Consider the following 19,328-nt stretch of genomic DNA (forward strand, 5'->3'; position numbering starts at 1 on the left):
ATTTTCAGTTAATCCGCTTTGGGTAACTGAAATCTGGCCCGGTACGCCCCTGGCGTAAATCCAACCCGCTCACGAAACAGGCGGGAAAACGAGCTGAGGTCGCTATAACCCACATATTGAGCGATTCGCTCGGTGCTCAGGTCACCGGCTTCCAGTAACGCTCGCGCCGTATCGATGCGCAAGTTCTGCAAATAGGTCAGGGGCGACTGCTCAAGCACACTATTGAAGCGGCGTATCAGTGTACGTTCGCTGACTGCCAATCTCGTCGCCAGGTCTTTCATGCGTATCTGATCCGCCAAGTGATCCTGTAGCCACTTCTGTGCGCGTTGAATCAAGGGATCGTTGTGGGTGTTGTCGGCGATAAGCGGTTGCAAAGGTGTCTGTGTCGTTTGGGTCAAATCGATCAGCATGCTGCGGGCGCACTGCATGGCTATCGCCTTTCCCGCAAATTGGTTGAGCACATGGACCGATTGCAACAGGAATGTGGCGTGTGCGCCGCCACACACCAGTCGCTCAGACTCAGTGACCAGAGGACGCATTTGCAGATCGACTCGCGGGAATCGCTCGCGGAAATGCCCCTCCAGCCACCAGGTGGTCGTTGCAGCTCTGTTATCGAGCATGCCTGTATCGGCGAGCAGAAAGGTGCCCGTGCAATTCGCGCACAGCCATGCACCCTGCTCCCACTGCTTGATCAACCACTCGCGCACGGCTATCTGATTATCGAGAAATTGCTGGAAGTGCTGCCAGCCTCGGTAATGCAGGCTAGGGATAAAGACCAGATCGTAATTCTGGCTCTGCGGTAGTGGCCGCATGGCAAGTTCAAGTCCGTTGCTCGCACGTACAGGCAGCCCGCTCTGCGATATGAAATGCCATTCAAACAGCCCGGCTGGCGGCATTCCTTGCTTGGACATATGCGCATTGGCGACCTGAAGCATGTCGGCAAATCCGCCAATAACGGAGGCATAGGAATCGTCAAATCCCAGAATCGCGACGGTAGGCATGGCTGCACCTTTTTAATGGGTATGGCGATACTCGCATATTTACAGTCGTTTTTGCCTATTACGCCATCTGATGCGTCTCTTTACAGTTCTCGCCACGTTACTTTCCAGGCTGCTTGCGAGAGACCTCATGACCCAGACGACTATTCCCCGCTACCAGAACAGCCTGTACCACGACCTCAATACCCCGGAGGAAATCCTGGCTATCCGCCAGGAGGTTCGTCGCTTTGCTGATGAGCATGTCGCACCAGTGGCTTATGCCATTGGTCATACCGAGGAATCCGTCGCAGCCTTTCCGCGCGACCTGTTCGCCAAAATGGCCAAGGCAGGTTTGTTCGGCATCCCCTTTGCTGCCGACATTGGCGGACGCGGGCTCAAGTACCCCACCGCAGCCACTGCCGTGATGATCGAAGAGTTGGCCTATCATTCGAACTCGGTGGCCGCCATCGTTGACGTGCATTGCATTCTCGCAGGCAATGCGCTGAATCACGGGTCAGACTCGATCAAGCAACGCTATCTCACGCCTTTGCTCAACGGCGACAAGATCGGGAGCTTTGCCACTACCGAACCGGATGCCAGCACCGACCTGAGCATCCAGGCCATGACCACCCATGCCACGCGCACCGAAGATGGCTACATCGTCAACGGCCGCAAGCGCTTCATTTCCAACTCGCCCGTCGCCGACTTCGTTGTATTGCTCTGCGTCGATGGAGAGCGCATGACCGAGTTGGTCGTCGAACTGAATTGGCCAGGTGTTCGTGTTGGCGAACCCGACAAGAAAATGGGCAACCACGGTCAGTTGACTGCGGACATCTACTTCGACAACGTCAAGGTACCCACGGCGAACGTTGTTGGCCTGCCGGGTCAAGGTCTCAAGATTGCGTTGCAAACGCTGACTTACGGACGCGTCGGGATTGCCGCGAGCGGGACCGGCATGGCTCAGGCCCTGTTTGATCATAGTGTCGAGCGACTCAAGACCCGCCGGGCATTCGGCAAAGCCATAGCGCAGTTCCAGCACTGGCAGTTCAAGCTGGCTGAGCGCGCCACTGAAATCGAGAATGCCCGCAACCTGTATCTCAAGGCAGCGTTACGCATGGACGAAGGGCACCGTTTCCCGGAACCCGAGGCCGCGATGGCCAAATGGTACGGCACTAACCTCGCCGGTGAATTTGCTCGTGATGCGGTACAGATCTTTGGCGGTTATGGCTTCATGCGCGAACTGGCGGCTGATGGTTCGCACTACCGAGTCGAAGAGATTTACCGCGATTGCAAAATCGCCGAGATCTATGAGGGTACCAATGAGATTCAAAAATTGGTCATCGCACGCGGGATTTTTGGTAAAGAGATCACAGGCTGATGGGTCTGCCAATTCACGCTAACTGGAGGCCTGTCCAATGAATATCCTCATTATCCATGCACACAACGAGTCGCAGTCGTTCAATACAGCCATGAAAAATCTGGCAGTCGAAGAACTGAAAGCGCAAGGACATTGCGTCGAAGTTTCCGACCTGTACGCCATGAACTGGAATCCGGTCGCCAGCGCTGCTGATTTTGGTAGCCGCGCCAATGCCGAGTACCTGACCTATGCGCTGGAACAACGTCACAATCATTCGCAACACACCCTGGCACCCGATATTCAGGAGGAATTGGACAAGTTGCTCAAAGCAGATCTTGTGATCTTCAACTTCCCGATTTATTGGTTCTCGATGCCGGCGATCATGAAAGGCTGGATCGACAGAGTGCTGATTTCCGGCGTTTGCTATGGAGGCAAACGCTTCTACGACAAGGGCGGCCTGGTTGGCAAGAAGGCCATGCTTGCCATTACCATCGGCGGCCAACCTCACATGTTGGTCAAGAACGGCGTGCACGGTGAACTCAACGATATGCTCCAGCCCATCCTGCGTGGCACGCTGGCCTATACCGGGATGGAAGTGTTACCAACCTTTGTTGCGCATCACGTGCCGTATATCGCCCAAGAGGCACGCGCCACACTGTTGGAGCAGTATCAGCAGCACTTGCGTTCGCTGGATACCCTGCAAACGCTTGCGTTCGTATCGCTCAATCAGTTCGATGAAAAGCTGCACCCGATCTCTGCCCCGACTACCTAGCGATATCCAGCCCGCGTGGGCATGCAATCAGGTGCCAGAGGCACTCGTTTCAGCAAGTGGTCCTGAGCTGATCAGCGTGAGTTCGCATCCAGTCGGCCAGTGAATCGAAGGTGTCTTGCAGGGTTTTGCCCAAGGCCGTGATTCGGTATTCCACCCGAGGCGGCACTTGGGCATACACCGTGCGCGTCACCAGTCCGCGCTGTTCGAAAAGACGCAATTGCCGAGTCAGTTCTTTTTGGGTGATCGGCGACACCGCACGCTGCAACTCGCTAAAACGCACAGGACAGTCCAGCACCATCAGTCGATAAAGAATGGGGATGGCCCATTTACCGGAAATCAGGCTGACGAAATCCACCATCGGACAAAGTGTCTCAGTGCTCATAAGGATCAAATCCGTCCCTTGGTATCCAAAAGGTGCCTACTAGGCAAAAGATACTAACGCTCTGAGAATGGGTTCTCCAACTCATTACAGGGACGAAAGACATGCCGAGGTTGAAGAACAAATACGCACTGATCACCGGTGGTACATCCGGCATTGGCCTGGAAACCGCTCGCCAGTTTTTGGCTGAAGGCGCAACGGTAGCGATCACCGGTCGCAGCGAAAGCGCTTTAGCGGCGGCCAGGCGGGAGCTGGGCGATGCCGTCCTGCCGATTCAAAGCGACGCGGGTGATACGGCGGGTCAGCAGGCGCTGGCCCGTAAACTTGCAGGCGTATGGCCTCGGCTCGATGTGCTGTTCGTCAACGCCGGTGACGTCACCCACCGATCGATCGAAGAGTGGGACGAGGCGGCATGGGATCAGCTCATGCACACCAACCTCAAGGGACCGTTCTTCCTGATCCAGGCGTTGATGCCCTTACTGTCAAACCCTTCTTCGGTGATTCTTTGCGGGTCCGTCAGTGCCAGGATCGGCCTTGCCCAGAGCAGTGCTTATGCCGCGAGCAAGGCCGGGCTACTGTCATTGGCACGCACACTCTCGGGCGAGCTCATTGAGCGTGGCATCCGAGTCAATGGCCTAAGTCCCGGCCCCACTGAAACGGCGGCCCTGAGCAAGCTGGGTTTGCCCGCCGCAGAGCAGGAAGCGTTGCGCGAGAGAATCCGCCAACTGGTCCCCCTCGGACGCCTGGGAACTCCGTGGGAGCTGGCCAAGGCAGCGGTCTATCTTGCCTCTGACGAATCGACGTTCGTGGTGGGGACGGAGTTATTGGTGGATGGCGGCGTGGGCAACTTGTGAGCGACAGGTGCTGGTCATCACGCGCGCCCCCCGATCATCGCGTCCAGGCAAGCGACGAGCGTGCCTTTCAAACATCGTACGCATCAATTCAATATTCCCTGAAATCTAAAGTTAGTTGGAGCATCTATTTGTATAGCCGCGCGCTCATTAAACTTTTCACGGTTCGCACCACTGAAAACCCGCCACTTTTCGGGGTTTGTTATTGAATTGATTCAACGCTTGCAGACTGTTCCCCCAGCAACACTTGTTTGACAAAAAGTTCGCTCAACACAACTCACCCGGCCCACAGCACTGTTAAAAGCATCATTTAATGGTTCATTCATAATTGGTATGGCTCTTGCTCTGACTATTTACGTATCCATGTTTGCCTGAACGATTAAACGCGACATACAGGCAACAGTTGATAACGGAAACACTTTTCCGTTTCGCTAAATAGCCAGGAGTTAGTCAATGGCCAATGTCCAAACCGCCACTGCACTGAATGTGCTCTGGCGTCAGGCACCGGGCGGCGAGTTGCTCGACTTGGGGCGGGTCTATCTCGGCCCTTTGTCGCAGTCGCGGTTGCACAGCACGCCCAAACGGGTACTGAGCCGTCGTGAAGCGGTGTTGCTCGGCGTCTTCGCGGTGGTGCTGCACGGCGCGGTGATTTACTGGGTCAACAGCACTCCGACTCCGGCGTTGCCTATAGTGCCGCCGGAAATCCCGCCGATGACCATCGAGTTTTCTCAGCCAGCACCAGCCGTGGTGGAACCCCCTCCCCCCGAGCCGATTCCACAGCCCGTTGTCGAACCACCACCGCCCGTGGAGGATGAACTGGCCGTGAAGCCACCCCCGCCCAAACCGATTCCCAAACCCAAACCCGTGGTCAAACCCGTGCCCAAACCGGTCGCCAAACCGGTGGAGCAACCGCCCGCGCCACCGGCGCCACCGCAACCTGTCGCCGCTCCTGCACCACCGGCACCGGCCGCGCCCAAACCGGTGACACCGGCATCGGCCAACGCCGGTTACCTGCATAACCCGGCGCCGGAATACCCGTCGGTGGCCATGCGTCGTGGCTGGGAAGGCACGGTGCTGTTACGGGTGCATGTGTTGGCCAGCGGCAAACCCGGCGAAATACAGATCCAGAAAAGCAGCGGACGTGATCAGCTCGATGACGCCGCACTGACTGCGGTCAAGCGCTGGAGCTTCGTCCCGGCCAAACAGGGCGACGTCGCCCAGGACGGTTGGGTCAGTGTGCCCATCGATTTCAAGATCCGATAAACCCTCACTGTTCATTGACAACCGCGGGCCACCTGACAGAAGGCGCATCGCTACACGACCTACGTTTTGTTGGAGAGCCTAAACCATGAACCTCATCGCTTCCCCTTTCGAATCCATCGAACACGCCGTCATCTGGCTGCTGATTATCTTCTCTGTCGCGACCTGGGGCCTGGCCCTGCTCAAGGGTGTGCAGTTCACCCGCCTGAAGACTCAGGATCGAAAATTCCATAAGCAATTCTGGGCCGCTTCCAGCCTCGATTCCGCTGCAGAATTAGCCCACAACCAACCGGGTGCCGCCGCCCGCGTGGCACTCGCCGGTTACGCCGCGATCCAGGTGCCGGATAACGCGCAAGCCACCGACCTGAGCCAGGCGATCAACCATCAGGACCGCCTCGAACGCGCCCTGCGCCAACAGATCGTGCGTGAGCGTCGCTCACTGGAAACCGGTCTGGCGATTCTCGCCAGTATCGGCAGCACCTCGCCCTTCATCGGCCTGTTCGGCACGGTCTGGGGGATCATGTCGGCCTTGAAAGGCATCAGCGCGGCCGGTTCTGCAAGCCTTGAAACAGTGGCCGGCCCGATCGGTGCCGCACTGGTCGCCACCGGCGTGGGGATCGCCGTCGCGGTGCCGGCGGTGCTGGTTTACAACTACTTCTTGCGTCGCCTGAAACTGACGGCGGCGGATCTGGACGACTTCGCCCACGACTTCTACAGCTTGGCGCAAAAGAACGCCTTCCGTGTGCTACTGCATCCGGCGCAGAAAAAATCCGGCGCCACCGCGACCGGTCAGAAAGTGAAGGAGGCGTCCTGATATGGCCTTCTCCACACAAGACAGCGATGAAGTGCTCAGCGAAATCAACGTCACGCCATTGGTAGACGTCATGTTGGTGTTGCTGGTGGTATTCATCGTCACCGCGCCTTTGCTGACCAATTCAATCCCGATCAACCTGCCGAAGACCGAGTCGGTGGCGCCGGTGGAACAGAAAGACCCGCTGGTGGTGAGCATCGACGACAAGGGCAAGCTGTTCATCAACAAGGACGAAATTCAGCCGGCTCTGTTGGAATCCAACTTGAAGTCCGCCAAGGAAAAGAACGCCGATGTGCGCGTGCAACTGCAGGCGGACAACGGGGTGAATTACGGCGAGGTGGCTCGGGCCATGGCGTCGATCGAGCGCGCAGGGATTACCAAACTGTCGGTGATTACCGCGAAGTAACTGATGGCAGGCGCCCTGAGGTTTCAGGGCGCTGAATCTCCGAACTTCCACTCATGGGGATCAAGATGCAACTGCTGACCTTACCGCCCTCTCCCACCCTGGCCACTTCGATTCGCGCGACGGCGCAAGTCTTTGAGGACCCGAAATCCAAAGCCCTGCTCAAGCATCTGCAACAAGTCGCGCCCAGTGAGGCCAGCGTTTTGATCATTGGCGAAACCGGCACCGGAAAGGAACTGGTGGCCCGTCACATCCACAACCTCAGCCCGCGCAGCGCACACCCGTTCGTTGCCGTGAACTGTGGTGCCTTTTCCGAATCGCTGGTCGAGGCTGAACTGTTCGGCCACGAAAAAGGCGCGTTTACCGGTGCGCTCACCGCCAAGGCAGGCTGGTTCGAAGAAGCCAACGGCGGCACGCTGTTTCTCGATGAAATCGGCGATCTGCCCATGCCGATACAGGTCAAGCTGCTTCGGGTGCTGCAAGAGCGTGAAGTGGTGAGGCTGGGCTCACGCAAGAGCATCCCGATCAATGTACGGGTGCTGGCGGCGACCAACGTTCAACTGGAAAAAGCCATCAATGCAGGTCACTTTCGTGAAGACCTGTTTTACCGGCTCGATGTGGTCAATCTGCAGCTTCCGCCACTCAAAGAACGTCCCGGCGATATCGCTCCGCTGACTCGACACTTCATCGAGACCTACAGCCGCCGTCTCGGCTACGGGCCCATCACACTGAGCCGCAGCGCCGAACACAAACTGCTCAACTACAGCTGGCCGGGCAACATTCGCGAGCTGGAAAACGTCATTCACCACACGCTGCTGATCTGCCGCAATGGCGTCATTCAGAGCGAGGACCTTCGCCTGTCGACCTTGCGCAGTGAAAGGCAGGATGGAACCACCACTGTCGATCAATCGGCGGATGCGTTGCTGGATCGCGCCTTCCAGAGTCTGTTTCACGCGCCACTCGGCAACGTCCACGAAGTCGTCGAACACGCCCTGTTACGCGCCGCGTATCGGTTTTGCCATCACAACCAGGTGCATACGGCCAACTTGCTGGGGCTCACTCGCAACGCCACTCGGACACTGCTGATCAGCCAAGGCGAATTGAGGGTCAACAAACGTCGACCTGCGCCAGCCCCGAAAGATGCGCGGGCCATTCAATTGTCTATCTGAGTGCGAAATGATCGTTCCCACCAGCGTGGGAACGATCAGGCATCCGTTAGCCCGGCGGATCGAGTTGATCCAGCGCCCGGTTTACCGCGAGTTCGCCCAACATAATCACTTGAGCGATGCCCAGCAGGGAGTTGCGACTCACCCCCTCCATGTGGTCCGCCAGATCCATGGCCATGACATTGGCCGAGGCCAGCGACTCGCAAGCATGGGCCAACAGGGTTTCGGTATCGAGCTCCGGGTTGACGATGAACATCGTGCCGGGTGTGCGCGGGGTGGCCTGAATGTTGGCAGCCGAATTGAGGAAGTGATTGAGGGCGCGGTCGACAGCCTCGTGGAGTTTTTCTGAATCGAGGCTTTCGTAGGAGGAAACGTCGTCCGTTTCCGGAGGATTGGGCGTTGGTTTGAACATAGATGAAACTCCTAACAGGATAAAGGAGCCATCACCCTCGCTACCAAACGAATGGGTGGCGGCCATACGCAGGTTGGTAGACCGGGCGTTAGGAAACCGGCGCGCTCGAAAGCGCCCTGCGCATGACCACCAAAAAGCGGAGATTAGAAAAACTCTGCTAATGGTGATGCTGTGCACCTAACAAACAAACCAGGCTACCAAACCCGATCACTGTTATTCAGCGACCGGGAAACGATAGAGCCCAAGCCATAGGCGCACAAGCCGGCGGATTCTGGCGCAACCGTAGGCAACGACGCAACGTTGTGTAGCTTTCAGGAAGTAAACCTGACGCCCCCTAAACAAACAGATTGAGTACAGCCGAAAGGCTTTGATCGGCTATCAGGCCGCCATCGCGAGCAAGCTCGCTCCCACAGGGGATCGGTGTTCGCCTTTCGCTCCTCACCACTCAACAGGCCGAGCGTTAGCTCGCCTGCAGCTTGTGATCTTGATCCACCCGCCCCTTCGGGAGGCTGAGTGGAGGTGTGCATCCGGGGAGTGGCGCGCAGCGCCGTTCGACGCAGTCGAACACGCTGCATGTAGGTCGTCGCGAAGCAGACCGGAGGGCAGTGTCCCCGGATGGATACCGGAGCGAAGGAACGCCGAGCCTAAGCGAGGGGCCGGACGCTCGGGGCGAGACTTTTTGGTTACTTTTGAGGCGTTTGTCAAAAGTGACTCGCCGTAAGGGCGAAACCAATAGTGGCCGTTACCGCAGAAATGGATATGTACTCAGTCAACAAAATACAGGCCGGCTGTCAGGCCGCCTCAATCGATCGTTCCCACGCCACCGTAGGAACAATCAGACACCGGTGTCAGGCATTTACCTCGTCCAGCACTTCATCGAACTGACGATTCCACAACCGATAATATTGCCCGCCCAAACGAAGCAGGTCTTCGTGACTGCCGTCCTCGATCACCCGCCCGTTGTCGAACACCAGAATCCGGTCAAGGTGCGCCACCGTCGACAGTCGATGCGCAACCACCACCACGGTTTTGCCGTCCATGATTTCGTCGAGTTTGTCCTGGATGAAACGCTCGGTGATCGAATCCAGGCTTGAGGTCGCCTCGTCCATCACCAGAATCGGCGCGTTCTTGAGCAGCACCCGAGCGATGGCAATACGTTGGCGCTGGCCACCGGACAGCTTGACGCCTCGCTCCCCGACCAGGGACTCGTAACCGTGTTCCATGCTGTCGATGAACTCACTGGCACCCGCGCGATGAATGGCCTCGGCCAGTTCCTCCTGGGAGGCATCCAGACGACCGTAGTGAATGTTCTCCCGGATGCTGCGATGGAACAGGCCGGGCTCCTGCGGAATCAGGCCGATCTGTCGGTGCAGGGAATGCTGGGTCACCTCTCGCACACTCACCCCGTCGATGAGCACTTCGCCCTGTTGCACGTCGTATAACCGCAACAACAAATTGACCAGCGTCGACTTGCCAGAACCGGATGAGCCCACCAGCCCCACTTTTTGCCCCGCCGGGATAACGATGTTCAGATGTTCGAAAATCGCCGGACCCGAACCGTAGCTGAAGCCGACATCGCGGAACTCGATATCACCTCGTTTGACCTGCAGTTTCTTCGCATGCGGGCGATCGATGACCTCATGCGGCCGAATCAGGGTGCGCACGCCGTTGGAAATGTTGCCGGTGGCCTCGAAGAACTCCAGGAATCGTCGTGACAGGTTGCCCACGTCACTGATGATCAGCAGCGACAGGCTGGTCGACATGACGAACGCGGCGATATCGATGCGTTGCGTGCGCCACAGATAAAGCGCCAGCAGGAGCAGGCCCAGTTTGAGCACGACGCCGCAGCTGGTCTGAAACCAGCGAATCTTCTCCATGTAGCCGAGCGAGCGATAGGCCGCGGTCACTTCCTTGTCCAGAAAGGTGCCCAGGTAATTGTGTTCGAAGGCGTGGCGGGCAAACAGGCGGATATTGGCAAGGTTAGACACGGCATCGACGACCTTGCCTGAACTGGTACTTCGAGCGGCAGAGTACTGTTGCGCCAACGGGTGGCTGCGCCGGGCCAGCAAATAGCACACCGCGATAAACACCGCCGACCAGGCCGCCATGAATACCGCCAGCAAAGGTGACGCCGTCCACAACAGCACCGTGGCCAGGCTCAGTGTCACGAGCAACGGGATGAGGTCGAACAACAGAATACTCAGCGTCTGGTTGACGCCCAGTGCGATCTCGGACACCCGATGCGCCAACGCGCCGGCAAACTCGTTGCTGATGAATCGGTGCGAATGCCGTTGCAGGTAGGCGAACACCACATGCGTCACGGTGCGGCGCTGCAACGGCAGTACATGAATGTGGCACCCCGCAGCGGCACGGGTGAACAGGACTTCGCAGACCAGCAGCGTGCCGAACAACGTCAACGGCCACTGCAGCACTTCGAAGGCCCGCTCGGCATCCAGCCCGTTACTGACCGTTCGGGTGATTTGTCCCAACCCCCAGGGAATGAGAATGGTGCAGATCACCGCCGCGATCTGCAGCAGCAGAATCGCCAGATACCACCCCTTGAAATTGCCCACAAAAAAACGCACGAACGCTGCGGGTCTTGCCGGCAGATGCTGGACTTCCCATTGGCCTTGCCGGCGCTCTCGTGGCGCGGAAGACGAGAAAAATGAGCTCATTTAAGAATGTTTTCCTGGATGGCGCCTGTGGCCGCGCAGCTTTCAGGCAAGAATGGGCAAAACAGCCGCCCGTTTAACAAATGTGCTTGAAGGTTCCTGGCTCCTGCGTCGCGTTTGCCACGTCTGCGATCATCGGGCACGCCCGGCATACACCGCTGCACCCGCCTGTGGCGAAAGCTTTCTGAACATCAGCCCTGACAAGGCGCAAACCACCCCGCCCATCACGATGACCAATGCCACGTCGCTTTCACCGACGCTGACATGGCCACGCAGTGACATGATCAGGCTCAACAACGCAGCCGCGATGCCCACCGACAGGCTCATGGTCAGCTGGATGGTCATGGCCGACAGACTGCTGGCGCGGCTTGACTGCTCAGGGGGTACATCGGCGTAGGTCAAAGCCCCGAGGGTGCTGAACTGCAGAGAGCGAATGATGCCGCTGCCAAACAGCACCAGGACAACGATCCAGTAGGGCGTAGAAATATCGAATGCCGCACACGCGATGATCGTCAGCCCGGTGAACAGTGCATTGGCGGTCAAGGTGCGCCTGAAGCCGAACCGGCTGACAATCCGCACCGCCAGCAGCTTCATCAGGAAGGCACCAGCACCGCCGGCGAAACTCAACAGGCCGGCCTCGAGCGGATTGAGGCCAAAACACAGCTGGAACAACAGCACCAACAGAAACGGCTGCGAGGCACTGCCGATTCGCATCAGGTTGCCGCCCCAGAAACTCACGCCGAACGTGGGTATTTTCAGCAATGAAAGATCGATCAGCGGATGCGCGACGCACCGGGAATGCCTGACGTACAACCAGCCGCAGAGCAGACCAACAGTGATCAACAGCAGCGCCCAATGCCGCTCCAGCAGACCGTGGCCGAACGCTTCGAAACCGAATACCAGACCGCCCAGACCAACGCCGCTGAGTGCAAGGCCAAGCACATCGAGTGGCCGTCCGCGTACGCCGGGATAGTCAGGTATGTAGCGCAGGACCAGGACCAGCCCCAGGATCCCGATGGGCACATTGATCAGAAAGATCCAGTGCCAGGACAACAGGGTGACAAGCAAACCGCCCAGCGGCGGCCCCAGCACCGGCCCGATCAACGCCGGAATGGTCAGGTAGGACATAGCACGCAACAGGTTTTCCCGGGCCGACCATCGCAGCAGGATCACTTGCCCCACCGGCACCATCATCGCCCCCGCGGCACCTTGCGCCATGCGCGCCAGTGACAGCTGCAACAACGAACCAGAACTGGCGCAAGCCACCGACGCCAGGGTGAACAGCACGATGGCGCTGACAAACACCCGTCGCGGTCCGAACCGGTCTGCCGCCCAACCGCTGACCGGCACAAACAGTGCGACGGCCAATAGGTATAGCGACACGACCAGGTTCATGCGTACGCTGGGTTCGTCAAAATCCCGCGCCATTTGTGGCAATGCCGTGAGCACGGCCGTGGCGTCGATCAGTTCCATGAACAGCGCACAACCGATGATCATTGGCACCCGACGAAAGTTGCTCTCCTTGAGCTTCAATGCGCGGGTATCGGGCGGACCGATGACCGCGCCCAGTTCAAGGTTGCCCATGTCAGAACAGCCCGGAGGTCGGTGGCGGCGTGCCTTTGAGATGCCAGGCGCCCACCGCGGCGGCTTTCCAGTGGCGAGGATTGTGATTGGCCACGGTGCGCGCGTTGCGCCAGTGACGGTCGAGGTTGTGCGCACGGCCAGTGGTGGAGGCGCCACCGACGTCGAACAGCAGTTCCGCCGCCTTGAGCGCGGACTCCGCCGCAATGTATTGAGCCTGCGCGACATCGACCGCGGCCTGATCCACCGCGTGAGGATCGAGATCCGCCGCCCAGGCCCTGTCGATGGATTCGGCAGCGCGCAACACCACCGCTTCCGCGGTGAATGCACGAGCCGCGATGTCACCGACACTCAGTTCCACATACGGATCATCAACGGAACGCGTGGCCGTGCTGTGCTTGATCGGTCGCGCATGGTCGTTGGCAAATGCCACGGCATCATTCAACGCATTGCGCGCGATACCAGCCTGCACCGCCGCCAGAAACAACTGCAAAAACGGAGTGACGATGGTGCGTTTGCCCTCCTCCACGGTCCGGGTACGAATTTCATCGGCCTTGACCACCACATCGTGCAGGTGCGTGGTGCCGCTCGCCGTCAGCCGCTGCCCCATGGCGTCGAAATCATCCAGCAGTTCCAGCCCTTTTCGATCACGCGGCAGGATGAAGGAAACCGGCTGGTCATTTTCGTCCAGGGCAACCGCACTGACCCAGTCGGCATACAGGGAGCCGGTGCTGTAGTACTTGCTGCCGCTGGCCCGATAATGCGCACCGTCGCGCACGATGCGCGCACTGATCGAGCCGTTGGCCCCACCGACCTCCCAACCGGCGTTGCCCAGCACGGCGCCCTTCAAGTAGCGCTCGAACCAGCGCTCACGCTCGCCCTCCGCCCCTTCCGCGCGTGAGGCCAACAGACCTTCAATAAATCCGAAGCCAGGTCGCAACGCCTGGGCCACGTTGGAGTCCACCGACGCAATGCGGATCAACAAGGCAATCACGTCTTTGACTGAGCCGCCGGAACCGCCGTATCGAACCGGAATCCGGCAGGTAAAAAAACTCGCTTTTGCAATCTGCGCCACGGCATCGAACGGCAACGACCGATCACGTTCACGCTGTGCGGCACCGGTGGCGATGTGCGGCAACAACTCGTCAGCGCGGGCGTTGAGTTGTTCGACCGAGATGATTGGTCGTTCGGGTACAGCGGACAACTGACTCATGACAATTCCTTGTGCAAGGTTCGAACTTAGATGGCGATTTTCCACAGGCGTGTTTCGTCAAACAGCAACACCGCGCTTTCCGGCTCGATCGGCGGCACCACCAGCGTGGCCCCGGCCCCGGGCAGACGTGGCACGGCGCCCAGCAGGCGCCGGGTGTATTCATGTTGCGGATTCTGGAACAGCGTCTCGACCTCGGCGCTTTCCACGACCTTGCCGTGCCGCATCACCAACACCTCGTCGCTGACGTGGCGAATCACCCCAAGGTCATGGGAGATGAACAGGTACGCCAGGCCCAGCTCGGCCTGCAGGTCCGCCAGCAGATCCAGCACCTGCGCTTGCACCGAGACGTCCAGCGCCGAGACGGGCTCGTCGCAGATGATGACTTTCGGATTGCTGGCAATCGCACGGGCGATGGCCACGCGTTGACGCTGCCCGCCCGACAACTGCAACGGCCTGCGTGTCACCAACTCTGCTGGCAGGCGCACCTGATGCAACAGTTGAGCGATGCGCGCCGGTTGTTGCTCGACGGCGATACCAGCGACATCGAGTGCGTCGGCCAGCACCTGCCCGACGCTCCAGCGCGGATCGAAGGAGCTCAGCGGGTCCTGGTAGATGACACTGATATCGCGCCGATACACTCGGCGCGCCTTCTCCTCGACCCGGCCACTGCCGGCACCCGCCCAGGCCCAGTCAAGGAACGTCACGTCACCGGCATCCGGTTCCAGCAAACCGAGGACGATCCGCGCGACGGTGGTCTTGCCCGAGCCTGATTCGCCGACAATGCCCAGCGTGCGCCCGGCCCGAAGTTCGAAGCTGACATCGTCGACCACTTGCCGCGATTGCTGATCGGGACCGACGTAACGCTTGCCCAGCCGTGACGCCTTTAACAACACCGGCGAGTCGACGCCGGGACGTGGTTGCACCGCGCCCGTGTTGCGCTCTGGCGACAGGCGCGTGCCACGGACATGTTCGGCGGGCACCGCATCAAGCAGCGAACGGGTGTAGGGATGACGCGGATCGCGCAAGACCTGCTCCATCGGTCCTTGCTCCACCACTTCGCCATGACGCAGTACCAACACTTCATCCGCCAGTTGCGCCACCACCGCCAGGTCGTGGCTGATGATCAGCAGCGAATCGCCACGGGCCTTGATGTCTTGCAGCACTTCGAGAATCTGCGCTTGTACGGTGGCGTCCAGCGCGGTGGTGGGCTCATCGGCGATGACCAGGCCGGGGGTCAGCGCCAGGGCACTGGCAATCAGTGCGCGTTGGCGAAGTCCGCCCGAGAGTTGATCGGGGCGTTGTCGGGCACGCAGTCGCGGTTCAGGTACGCCGACCTTTTCCAGCAGTTCGATGACCCGTTCTGCGCGGCTGCGACGATCCCCCCAACGATGGGTCTCAAGGACCTCGAGAATTTCCTTGCCCACCGGGCGCAGCGGATCGAGCGACACCAGCGCATCCTGCAACACAAAACCGATACCCTTGCCCCGCAACTCACGCCAGCCACGCTCGGACAGACTCAACAAATCGTGCCCGTCATAACTCAGGGTGCGGGCTGTCACCCGCGCTCCGGCGCCCGCCAGACCGATCAGACTGCGGGCGGTGACACTTTTACCCGAACCCGACTCACCGACCAGCGCCAGGGTCTTGCCCGGCTCCAGAACAAACGACAGATTGCGCACCACAGACTGGCCGTCGAACTCGATGGTCAGGTCCTCGACGATCAAACGTTTATCGCTCATGACAGGCGGCCCTCCAGGCGTTGTTGCAGATAACGGCCGGCGACCGTGGTTGAGAGTGTGGTCAGAACGATGAACAGCCCCGGGAAGAACGTCAGCCACCAGGCATTGGCGATGAAGTCCCGCCCCATCGACAGCATCGTCCCCCACTCCGGCGCGGGTGGACGTGCGCCCAGTCCGAGAAAACTCAGGGCCGAGGCCCAGACAATCGCCTGGCCTACGCCCATGGTCAGGGTCACGATCAGCGGACGCATGGCGTTGGGTAACAGCTGCCGGGCGATGATCCGCAACGGTGGATGTCCCAATGCCCTGGCAGCTTCGATGTAGCCGGCATTGCGCACCGCCAGCACCTGGCCGCGGACCATACGTGCGTACCCGGGCGCCCCGCCCAAACCGGTGGCGACGATCAGCGGGCCGATGCCACTGCCGAAGATCGCCACGAACAGCAGCGCCAGAATCAGGCTGGGGAACGCAAACAGCACTTCCAGAAACCAGCCGACACCGCGGTCGATGCGCGCACCGCCCAATCCACCCAGCAATCCCAGAACGATCGCGATACTCATGGCCAGTGCGGTGGCGGCCAACCCGATGAACAACGATTGGCGAGTGCCGTAAATCACCCGAGAGAAGATGTCGCGTCCGGATTGATCGGTGCCGAACCAATGCGCCCACCCCGGCGCCTGGAACGCATCGTGTGGAACGATCGCCAGTGGATCGCTATGGGCGAATAGTTGCGGTAGCAGCGCCGCGACAATCAGAAACAGCAGGAACGTGACGGCCAACAGTGGACCCGGCCGAACTTTTCGCGCTGCGCGCTGGACCCGAACTGTGGCCAGCGGTGCTTCTAGAGTGAGCTCGCTCATGCCGGATTCCCCTGTTGGCGAGGGTCGATCCACAGGTACAGCAGATCGACAAGAATGTTGGCCAGTACGTACCCGGCGGCGACCACCAGGCTGATGCCGATGGTCAACGGCAGGTCCTGGGCCTGCACGGCCTGGAATAACTGACGCCCCAATCCCTTGCGGGAAAAGATCACTTCAATCACCACGGCGCCACTGATCAGCGCCCCGATCGCCCAGCCCGACAGCGAAATCCCCGGCAGCACCGCATGGCGCAACGCATGTTTGAAGCGCACGGCAAAATCGCTCAGGCCGCGGGTCCGGGCGGTCAGCACGAAAGGTTGATCGAGGGTCAGTTCGAGTGATTCACGGGTCACCTGAGCGATGAAGCCCGCCAGCGGAATGGCCAGCGCCACCGAGGGCAGCACCAACGTTCGCCAGCCGTCGCTGCCGGCGGGCGGAAATAGCCGCAGACCGAAGGCGAACACCGCCAACAGCAAGATCCCGAGCCAGAAATGCGGCAACGCAGCGGCCAGGGTTTCTGCCAGCGACGCGAGGCTGCCCACCCAGCGTCGACGACCCGCCGTCAGCACCGTCAGCGCCAACACCAGCACCCACGCCAGCACCAATGAGGTGAAGGTCAGTTCCAGCGTCGGCCAGGACTGTTCGGCAAGTACCTTGGTCACGGGCAAATGCTGGGAATAGGAAATGCCCAGATCACCCTGGACCAGCCGCCCCAGGTACAGCGCGTACTGCACGGCCAGCGGCTTGTCGAGGCCATACTCGCGAGTGGCCTCGGCGATGGTTTCCGCCGTCGGGTTGCCGCTCGGGCCACCGAGAATTGCCAGCACCGGATCGCCCGGCATCAGTCGCAAGGCAAAGAACGTCAGTGTGGCGACCGCCCACAGCACCAGAATGCCGCCGGCAAGCCGCCACAACGCGCGGCGCCCCAACTGGGCAAAACGTTCGCCTTGTGGATTGGGTAGTTGATTGGAAACTGTCGAACTACTCATTTGTTCACCCATGCGTCATAGAGGTAAGTCACCGCCAACGAAGGGTCCAGGCGGACGCCCTGAGTGGTTTTGTAGATACCCAGCCGCGTGCTCTGCGGGTACGTGGTCAATTGCAGGTATTGCTGCGAGGCCACTTGCTGGGCCTTGTAATAAAGGGCCCGGCGCTGCTCCGCATCCTGCGTGGTCAGTGCTTGTTGGATAAGCCCGTCGAAGGCCGGCTCGCTGAACCCGGCGGTGTTCTGGTGATATCCCCCTACCCCGGCCGGGCGAATGAACTCGGAGCTGAAAATGATCCGCAGCACGTCGGCGGTGTTGGTGTTCCAGTAGCCCAGACGGATGTCGTAGTCCCAGTCAGCCTGACGCTTGGTCGCCTGCACATCGCTCATCTGTTCGACGATCAACTCAAAACCGGCCTGGCGAGTGGTGGCCTGGACCTGCTCCCACAGCGTGTATTCCGACGGTGGTGTGCGATTGCCCATGACCACATGGACCTGCAAACGCTTGCCGTCCTTGGTCCGGTAACCTTCGCTGTCACGTTGCGTCCAGCCTGCCGCGTCAAGCAGTCGCGCCGCTTTGGCAGGGTCGTAATCCTGAGCCTTCTGGAAGTCCGGGCTGTAGAAACGCGTTGCCGGGCTGAGCGGTCCACCGGCACGGGGGAACTCGTTGAAGTAAACGCTTTTCAGCGCACCCTCGATGTCCGCGCTGCGCACGAAGGCTTCACGTACTTTCAGGTCATTGAATGGCGCACGGGTGATGTTCAGCGTGCCGTTGGTGGGGTTGCCCGGACGCTGGGCAATGATCAATGTCAGGTCCGGATTGCGCCGGGCCGCTTCATGGGATTCCGGTGGCAATGTTTCAATCACGTCCACTTCGCCTGCCTGCAACGAGGCAAACCGCACCGAAGGCTCCTGAATGAATTTCCAGACGATGCGTTCCAGCCAGGCCGGTCCCTGATGTTTGGCCGTGGGTGGCGCAGAGTTGTAATCAGGGTTGCGCACCAGTTCAACGTGGCTTTGGCGATCCCAACGGACGACCTTGAAAGGCCCGGTGCCGACAGGGCTTTCACAGTTAACATCACGCGGCCGGAGCAGCGCCGTGGGTGACTCGATGCCGAGAAACCCCTGGGCCAAGACCTCCAGAAACGCCGCATAAGGCGTGGCCAGGTGAACCACGGCGGTGTGTTCATCGAGCACATCGGTGCTGCGGTATTGGCGGATGTAACCGCCTGCGGTACTGGACTGGGTTTTCGGATTGGCCATGTGATCGAGGTTGGCCTTGACCGCTGCGGCGTTGAACGGTGTGCCGTCGGTGAATCGCACGTCATCGCGAAGATGGAAGGTGTAGCTCAGACCGTCGGCGGAGACTTCCCAGCGCTTGGCCAGCCATGGACCTATCCGGCCTTCCGCGTCCATCGACACCAGCGAGTCGAGATACTGTTGCGCGATAAACACCTGGGGCATGTCCCCGGCAACATGAGGATCGAGGCACGTCGGCTCGCGGTCCGTGGCGTAGACCAGCGTACCGCCGCTGACCGGCTGATCGCTGCGCGCAACGGTCGAAGTGTCCTGGCCGCATCCGGCCAACAAGCCGCAGATCGCGGCGATTCCAATCATTGGATTGTTCTTGAGGAGTTCTCGCATGGGTCCTGATATGCCTTGAGTCCGGGAACAAGGTCATTGCACAAGGCATGCCGGGTTTTTCAGCCAATGAAACCGGGGGGGTCAGCGATTGAGCGAGGGCGGCAAGGGAGCAATTTGTTCAGGGTGTGTTGGTGGGGCAACAGTGGGATCAACCTGGGATTATTTGTGGCTGTACTGGCCCCATCGCGAGCAAGCTCGCTCCCACAGGTTTCGTGGCCGACTGGGGGTTCGGGTTTTTACGCCGAA

Annotated in this window: 17 protein-coding genes; 7 read left to right on the forward strand and 10 right to left on the reverse strand. The window is 59.8% G+C overall.

Going from position 1 to position 19,328, the window contains the following annotated elements; genetic code table 11:
* Positions 1-8: 8 nt before the first annotated feature.
* Positions 9-1,001, reverse strand: a complete 993-nt coding sequence (locus tag ACA079_RS18315) for a GlxA family transcriptional regulator (RefSeq protein WP_497700370.1) — start codon at positions 999-1,001, stop codon at positions 9-11.
* A 127-nt stretch (positions 1,002-1,128) separates the two neighbouring features.
* Here ACA079_RS18315 and ACA079_RS18320 point away from each other — a divergent pair, with 127 nt between their 5' ends.
* The gene (locus ACA079_RS18320) at positions 1,129-2,355 is read left to right on the forward strand and encodes an acyl-CoA dehydrogenase family protein (RefSeq protein ID WP_497700371.1); all 1,227 of its coding nucleotides are present in this window, start codon (positions 1,129-1,131) and stop codon (positions 2,353-2,355) included.
* 37 nt (positions 2,356-2,392) lie between these two features.
* A complete protein-coding gene (locus ACA079_RS18325) occupies positions 2,393-3,106 on the forward strand; it encodes an NAD(P)H-dependent oxidoreductase (RefSeq protein WP_497700372.1) in 714 nt (237 codons plus the stop codon).
* Positions 3,107-3,155: 49 nt separating this feature from the next.
* Here the strand turns inward: ACA079_RS18325 and ACA079_RS18330 are convergent, their stop codons facing one another.
* On the reverse strand, positions 3,156-3,488 hold the full coding sequence (locus tag ACA079_RS18330) for a winged helix-turn-helix transcriptional regulator (RefSeq protein WP_497700373.1): 333 nt from the start codon (positions 3,486-3,488) through the stop codon (positions 3,156-3,158).
* Between the two features lie 101 nt (positions 3,489-3,589).
* Here ACA079_RS18330 and ACA079_RS18335 point away from each other — a divergent pair, with 101 nt between their 5' ends.
* The 5 genes from ACA079_RS18335 to ACA079_RS18355 all read left to right on the forward strand — a co-directional run bounded on the left by ACA079_RS18335 (position 3,590) and on the right by ACA079_RS18355 (position 7,979).
* Complete coding sequence (locus tag ACA079_RS18335) at positions 3,590-4,339, forward strand: SDR family oxidoreductase (RefSeq protein ID WP_497700374.1); 750 nt, start codon at positions 3,590-3,592, stop codon at positions 4,337-4,339.
* A gap of 450 nt (positions 4,340-4,789) precedes the next feature.
* Positions 4,790-5,599 (forward strand): energy transducer TonB, encoded by an 810-nt coding sequence (locus tag ACA079_RS18340; protein WP_497700375.1) that lies wholly within the window; start codon positions 4,790-4,792, stop codon positions 5,597-5,599.
* Between the two features lie 85 nt (positions 5,600-5,684).
* A complete protein-coding gene (locus ACA079_RS18345; protein ID WP_497700376.1) occupies positions 5,685-6,410 on the forward strand; it encodes a MotA/TolQ/ExbB proton channel family protein in 726 nt (241 codons plus the stop codon).
* Between the two features lies 1 nt (position 6,411).
* Positions 6,412-6,813 (forward strand): ExbD/TolR family protein, encoded by a 402-nt coding sequence (locus ACA079_RS18350; RefSeq protein WP_497700377.1) that lies wholly within the window; start codon positions 6,412-6,414, stop codon positions 6,811-6,813.
* Positions 6,814-6,878: 65 nt separating this feature from the next.
* Complete coding sequence (locus ACA079_RS18355) at positions 6,879-7,979, forward strand: sigma-54 interaction domain-containing protein (protein ID WP_497700378.1); 1,101 nt, start codon at positions 6,879-6,881, stop codon at positions 7,977-7,979.
* 46 nt (positions 7,980-8,025) lie between these two features.
* Here ACA079_RS18355 and ACA079_RS18360 read toward each other — a convergent pair whose 3' ends face one another.
* The 8 genes from ACA079_RS18360 to ACA079_RS18395 all read right to left on the reverse strand — a co-directional run bounded on the left by ACA079_RS18360 (position 8,026) and on the right by ACA079_RS18395 (position 19,055).
* Positions 8,026-8,388, reverse strand: a complete 363-nt coding sequence (locus tag ACA079_RS18360) for a DUF6124 family protein (RefSeq protein ID WP_497700379.1) — start codon at positions 8,386-8,388, stop codon at positions 8,026-8,028.
* An 848-nt stretch (positions 8,389-9,236) separates the two neighbouring features.
* Positions 9,237-11,063 carry an ABC transporter ATP-binding protein gene (locus tag ACA079_RS18365; RefSeq protein ID WP_497700380.1) on the reverse strand — a complete coding sequence of 609 codons (1,827 nt, stop codon included), beginning with the start codon at positions 11,061-11,063 and terminating at the stop codon, positions 9,237-9,239.
* A gap of 129 nt (positions 11,064-11,192) precedes the next feature.
* Positions 11,193-12,557, reverse strand: coding sequence for an MFS transporter (locus ACA079_RS18370; RefSeq protein WP_497704342.1), 1,365 nt, complete (start codon positions 12,555-12,557; stop codon positions 11,193-11,195).
* Between the two features lie 88 nt (positions 12,558-12,645).
* On the reverse strand, positions 12,646-13,854 hold the full coding sequence (locus ACA079_RS18375; protein ID WP_497700381.1) for an acyl-CoA dehydrogenase family protein: 1,209 nt from the start codon (positions 13,852-13,854) through the stop codon (positions 12,646-12,648).
* 26 nt (positions 13,855-13,880) lie between these two features.
* Positions 13,881-15,593, reverse strand: a complete 1,713-nt coding sequence (locus ACA079_RS18380) for a dipeptide ABC transporter ATP-binding protein (protein WP_497700382.1) — start codon at positions 15,591-15,593, stop codon at positions 13,881-13,883.
* A complete protein-coding gene (locus tag ACA079_RS18385) occupies positions 15,590-16,453 on the reverse strand; it encodes an ABC transporter permease (protein ID WP_497700383.1) in 864 nt (287 codons plus the stop codon). The genes ACA079_RS18380 and ACA079_RS18385 overlap by 4 nt, the downstream gene beginning before the upstream one ends.
* Positions 16,450-17,442 (reverse strand): ABC transporter permease, encoded by a 993-nt coding sequence (locus ACA079_RS18390; protein WP_497700384.1) that lies wholly within the window; start codon positions 17,440-17,442, stop codon positions 16,450-16,452. The genes ACA079_RS18385 and ACA079_RS18390 overlap by 4 nt, the downstream gene beginning before the upstream one ends.
* Positions 17,439-19,055 carry an ABC transporter substrate-binding protein gene (locus ACA079_RS18395; RefSeq protein WP_497700385.1) on the reverse strand — a complete coding sequence of 539 codons (1,617 nt, stop codon included), beginning with the start codon at positions 19,053-19,055 and terminating at the stop codon, positions 17,439-17,441. Before ACA079_RS18395 ends, ACA079_RS18390 begins: the two co-directional genes overlap by 4 nt.
* Between the last annotated feature and the right edge of the window lie 273 nt (positions 19,056-19,328).

The sequence above is a fragment of the Pseudomonas sp. LBUM1645 genome, from assembly GCF_059716185.1.

Coding starts and splice junctions, on each gene's coding strand:
- ACA079_RS18350 (WP_497700377.1), top strand. CDS start 6,412: ATGGCCTTCTCCACACAAGACAGCGATGAAGTGCTCAGCGAAATCAAC.
- ACA079_RS18315 (WP_497700370.1), bottom strand. CDS start 1,001: ATGCCTACCGTCGCGATTCTGGGATTTGACGATTCCTATGCCTCCGTT.
- ACA079_RS18340 (WP_497700375.1), top strand. CDS start 4,790: ATGGCCAATGTCCAAACCGCCACTGCACTGAATGTGCTCTGGCGTCAG.
- ACA079_RS18320 (WP_497700371.1), top strand. CDS start 1,129: ATGACCCAGACGACTATTCCCCGCTACCAGAACAGCCTGTACCACGAC.
- ACA079_RS18375 (WP_497700381.1), bottom strand. CDS start 13,854: ATGAGTCAGTTGTCCGCTGTACCCGAACGACCAATCATCTCGGTCGAA.
- ACA079_RS18355 (WP_497700378.1), top strand. CDS start 6,879: ATGCAACTGCTGACCTTACCGCCCTCTCCCACCCTGGCCACTTCGATT.
- ACA079_RS18370 (WP_497704342.1), bottom strand. CDS start 12,557: ATGATCATCGGTTGTGCGCTGTTCATGGAACTGATCGACGCCACGGCC.
- ACA079_RS18335 (WP_497700374.1), top strand. CDS start 3,590: ATGCCGAGGTTGAAGAACAAATACGCACTGATCACCGGTGGTACATCC.
- ACA079_RS18330 (WP_497700373.1), bottom strand. CDS start 3,488: ATGAGCACTGAGACACTTTGTCCGATGGTGGATTTCGTCAGCCTGATT.
- ACA079_RS18325 (WP_497700372.1), top strand. CDS start 2,393: ATGAATATCCTCATTATCCATGCACACAACGAGTCGCAGTCGTTCAAT.
- ACA079_RS18390 (WP_497700384.1), bottom strand. CDS start 17,442: ATGAGTAGTTCGACAGTTTCCAATCAACTACCCAATCCACAAGGCGAA.
- ACA079_RS18345 (WP_497700376.1), top strand. CDS start 5,685: ATGAACCTCATCGCTTCCCCTTTCGAATCCATCGAACACGCCGTCATC.
- ACA079_RS18385 (WP_497700383.1), bottom strand. CDS start 16,453: ATGAGCGAGCTCACTCTAGAAGCACCGCTGGCCACAGTTCGGGTCCAG.
- ACA079_RS18365 (WP_497700380.1), bottom strand. CDS start 11,063: ATGAGCTCATTTTTCTCGTCTTCCGCGCCACGAGAGCGCCGGCAAGGC.
- ACA079_RS18360 (WP_497700379.1), bottom strand. CDS start 8,388: ATGTTCAAACCAACGCCCAATCCTCCGGAAACGGACGACGTTTCCTCC.
- ACA079_RS18395 (WP_497700385.1), bottom strand. CDS start 19,055: ATGATTGGAATCGCCGCGATCTGCGGCTTGTTGGCCGGATGCGGCCAG.
- ACA079_RS18380 (WP_497700382.1), bottom strand. CDS start 15,593: ATGAGCGATAAACGTTTGATCGTCGAGGACCTGACCATCGAGTTCGAC.